Origin of the sequence: Kitasatospora sp. NPDC093558, from assembly GCF_040683475.1 — a bacterium.
In the GTDB taxonomy this organism is placed as follows: Bacteria; Actinomycetota; Actinomycetes; order Streptomycetales; family Streptomycetaceae; genus Kitasatospora.
The window spans coordinates 1-3,867 of the sequence record NZ_JBFBDY010000586.1; the positions used below are offsets into that span (position 1 = coordinate 1).

Genomic DNA, 3,867 nt, shown 5'->3' on the forward strand with positions numbered 1-3,867 from the left:
GGCCGGGCCGATCAGCGGCCCGAGCAGGTTGAACGCGGACGGCACGCCGAGCGCGCGGCGCACCGGGGCGGCGTTGCGCAGGGCCGGGTGGAAGACCGGTGCGAAGCAGAACGTGATCCCGGCCCGGCGGGCGACCTCGGCGACGGCGGCGGGCGGCAGGTCCAGCGGGATGCCGAGCTCCTCCAGGACGTCCGCGGTGCCGCACTTGGAGGAGGCCGAGCGGCCGCCGTGCTTGACCACGGGCACCCCGCAGGCGGCGACCACGACGGAGGCCATGGTCGAGATGTTGACGGTCGAGCCGCCGTCGCCCCCGGTGCCGGCGAGGTCGACGCACCGGCCGCCGTCGACGTCCACCGGCACCGCGTGGTCGAGCGCGGCGGTGACCAGGCCGGACAGTTCGGCGGCGCTCTCGCCCTTGACCCGCAGGCCCATCAGGAAGGCCGCGAGCTGCTCCGGCCGGAAGTCGTCCTCCAGCACCCGCTCCATGGCCCAGCGCGTCTGGTGGGCCTGGAGGTCGCGCCCGGCCGCCAGTACGGCGAGCAGCTGCGGCCAGGAGAGGTCCGGGGTGTGCGTGAGGGTCTTGTCGTCCACTGGTTCGCCGTCCTTGGCGTCGAGTCCAGTGGGAGCCGCCCGGGAGAACGCGAATCGGCCGCCCACCGGACGGCCGATACATGACGCGCTGCGCTGTCAGGCCACCCGATCGGGGGCCCACCAGGAACTGCGGCGCGTCGTCATGGCGGTCATGCTAGCCGATGCCGTCATTCGGAGCAGGCCACTTGGGTCCAATTGGACTGGGACGGCATGCGCGGCGATCGATACGCTCGGAGCACAGTTGATCTTCCCCGTCATGGAGCGACTCTCATGCACCCTGAACTCGCCGCCGATCTGGACCGGTTGCCCGCGCTGCTGGAGGAGACCCGGCAGCGGGCCGTCGCCTTCCTCGGCGGCCTCGGCGAGCGGCCGGTGGTCCCCCGCGCCGAGGAGCCCGCGCCGGTGCGGCTGGGGGACGGCGGCGGGATCGGGCTGCGGGCGGCGCTCGCGGAGTTCGGCGAGCGCTGGGAGCCGCGGCTGAGCGCGAGTGCCGGGCCGCGGTACTTCGGGTTCGTCACCGGCGGCGCGACCCCGGCGGCCCTCGCGGGGGACTGGCTCACCGCCGCCGCCGACCAGAACTCCAACTCCTCGCTCGACCCGGCCGGCCAGCACCTGGAGCGGGAGACGGTCGGCTGGCTGCGCGAGCTGTTCGGCCTGTCCGACGCGCACACCGGCACCTTCGTCAGCGGCGCCACCATGTCCAACACGGTCGGCCTCGCGATCGCCCGCGAGTGGCTGGGCGAGCGCCTCGGCGTGGACGTCGCCGAGGACGGCGCCGGCGCGCTCGGCCGGGTGCGGGTGCTGTCCGGCAGCGCGCACTCCAGCATCGCCAAGGCGCTGTCCGTCCTCGGCCTCGGCCGCTCGGCGCTCACCGCCGTTCCCACGCTCCCGGACCGCGAGGCGGTGGACCTCGCCGCGCTGGAGCGGGCGCTCGCGCAGGCGGACGGCCCGTGCGTCGTCGTGGCCAACGCGGGCACCGTGAACACCGTCGACTTCGACGACCTGCGGGCGATCGCCGCCCTGCGCGAGCGCTACGACTTCTGGCTGCACGTGGACGGCGCGTTCGGCGCCTTCGCCGCGCTGACGCCCGAACACGCCGAGCTGGCAGCCGGGTTGGACCTCGCCGACTCGGTCTGCATCGACCTCCACAAGTGGCTCAACGTGCCCTACGACAGCGCCGTGCAGTTCACCCGCCGCCGCGACCTCCAGGCCCGCGTCTTCCAGAACGCCGCCGCCTACCTCGGCCCCCTCGGCGAGCACCCCGACCTCGTCCACCTCACCCCCGAGAACTCGCACCGCCTGCGCGCCCTTTCCGCCTGGTTCACGCTGCGCGCGTACGGGCGGGCCAGCCACCGCGAGATCGTCGAGCGCTGCGTCGCCGGGGCCCGCGCGCTCGGCGAGGCGGTGGCGGGCACCGACGGGCTGCGGCTGCTCGCGCCGGTGCGGCTGAACGTCGTCTGCTTCACCCTCGCCGACGACCCCACCGCCGAGCGCCTCGCCGAACTCGCCGCCGAGGTCGCCGGGGAGGCCTTCTTTACGCCGACCCGCTACGCCGGAGTCCCGGCCCTGCGCGCGGCGTTCAGCAACTGGCGCACGACGGAGGCCGACGTCCGCCGGACGGCCGAGGCGCTCGCGCGGGCGGTGGCGAAGCGGGTCTGACGATGCGTCAACCTGTTGGGCGGGGTGCCTTCGTGAGGCCGCGGACCACGAAGGCCACGCCGTCGGCGATGGCCGACTCCCGTGCCTCCTCCGGGAGTTCGGCGTACGGGCCGAGCAGGAGCAGCGCGAGGCCGTGGACCCCGGCCCAGGCGTTGAAGGTGGCCGACTCCATGGGCTCGGCGAGGATGCCGGCGGCGTCGAGCGCGGCGAGGGCCTCCCGGAGGATCGTGAAGGAGCCGCGCCGCTTGTCCTCGGCCGGGTCCTGTTCGTCGTGGCCGGCGGCGCTCTTGCCGCCGGTCGGGAAGGCGGTGGCGAACAGGCCCGGTTCGGTGAGGGCGTAGCGGACGTATCCCCGTCCGACGGCGGTGAGCCGGCCGACCGCGTCGGCCGGCTTCTGCCGGCCCAACTCGGCGTCCATGGTCTCGGCGAGGCGGCGGCGGGAGTCCTTGGCGACTTCGTCGACCAGGTCCGGGAGGGAAGCGAAGTGCCGGTAGGCCGCGTTGGGTGAGACGCCGACCCGGCGCGCGGTCTCGCGCAGCACGATCGTCGACGGGCCGCCCTCGCGTGCGAGCTCGACACCGGCCTGCACGAGGGCTTCGCGGAGGTTGCCGTGGTGGTAGCCCGCTCGCTGTGAATCCATGCTCGATGTTAACAGTGTGAACACGTCGGTCGGTCCGGGCCCGGCCCTCCTCATGAACTCACTTGTGCTGCACAGTGGTTGAGGCGCCGTGGACAGCACGTTCGAATAAATGTTGACGCCGTCCACATTCGCGCGTAAGTTCACAGTGTCCACATTGGGGGGTGGGTCGCGCAGCCCCCTGCCCGGGGACGCTCCACCGACCAGAACGGGGACACCCATGACCAGCACCACGGCTCCGCCCGCTGTCACCCCGACCAAGAGGACGGGCGCCGGAGGCGGACGCTTCCCCTGGACCGTCGTCCTCCTGACCTCCCTGGGGATCGTCGGCTACGTCGTCGCCACCTACGCCCAGGCCGGCCTGCCCCTCGACGGCTCGCGCGGCGGCCTCGCCGCCACCTACGCCGACCGCCCCTTCGGCATCCAACTCGCCTTCTACGTCCACATCGTGATGGCCTCGGTGGCACTGCTCGTCGGACCGTTCCAGTTCTCCGCCGCGCTGCGCCGCCGCTCCCGCGCGGTCCATCGCTGGACGGGCCGCGTGTACCTGGCGGGCGTCGGCCTCGGCTCGCTGGCCGCGTTCGTGATGTCCTTCTTCAGCTCGATAGCCTTCGACGGCTTCTTCGGCTTCGGCAGCCTCGCGCTGCTGTGGGCGGGCACGACCTGGCGCGCCTACCGGGCCATCCGCGGGGGCGACCTGCCCAACCACCGCGCTTGGATGATCCGCAGCTTCGCCCTCACCTACGCCGCCGTCACCCTGCGCGCCTGGCTCGGAGTCCTGATCCTCCTCCAGACGCTCACCGCCGACGGGCCCGTGGACGGCACGCACGTGTTCGACACCGCGTACGCCGTCCTGCCCTTCCTCGCCTGGCTCCCCAACCTCGTCGTCGCCGAATTCCTGATACGCCGCCGCGGCCTCCCGTCCTACCGGATCACCCCGGCCTGACCGCCGTCCGCCCGTAGCCGGGCCGCAGCCGATC

At 73.4% G+C, this 3,867-nt stretch carries 4 protein-coding genes; 2 read left to right on the plus strand and 2 right to left on the minus strand.

Going from position 1 to position 3,867, the window contains the following annotated elements; translation table 11 throughout:
- Nucleotides 1–591, minus strand: a 591-nt coding sequence (gene trpD / locus AB0O00_RS31960; RefSeq protein ID WP_363657731.1) for an anthranilate phosphoribosyltransferase, incomplete at its 3' end; no start/stop codon positions are given.
- 270 nt (nucleotides 592–861) lie between these two features.
- Here trpD and AB0O00_RS31965 point away from each other — a divergent pair.
- On the plus strand, nucleotides 862–2,250 hold the full coding sequence (locus AB0O00_RS31965; protein WP_363657733.1) for a pyridoxal-dependent decarboxylase: 1,389 nt from the start codon (nucleotides 862–864) through the stop codon (nucleotides 2,248–2,250).
- 7 nt (nucleotides 2,251–2,257) lie between these two features.
- Here the strand turns inward: AB0O00_RS31965 and AB0O00_RS31970 are convergent, their stop codons facing one another.
- Nucleotides 2,258–2,890, minus strand: a complete 633-nt coding sequence (locus AB0O00_RS31970) for a TetR/AcrR family transcriptional regulator (protein WP_363657735.1) — start codon at nucleotides 2,888–2,890, stop codon at nucleotides 2,258–2,260.
- 217 nt (nucleotides 2,891–3,107) lie between these two features.
- On the opposite strand from AB0O00_RS31970, the gene AB0O00_RS31975 reads away from it, so the two are divergent.
- Entirely contained in the window at nucleotides 3,108–3,833 is a 726-nt protein-coding gene (locus tag AB0O00_RS31975; RefSeq protein ID WP_363657737.1) for a DUF2306 domain-containing protein, read from the plus strand.
- Nucleotides 3,834–3,867: the final 34 nt, after the last annotated feature.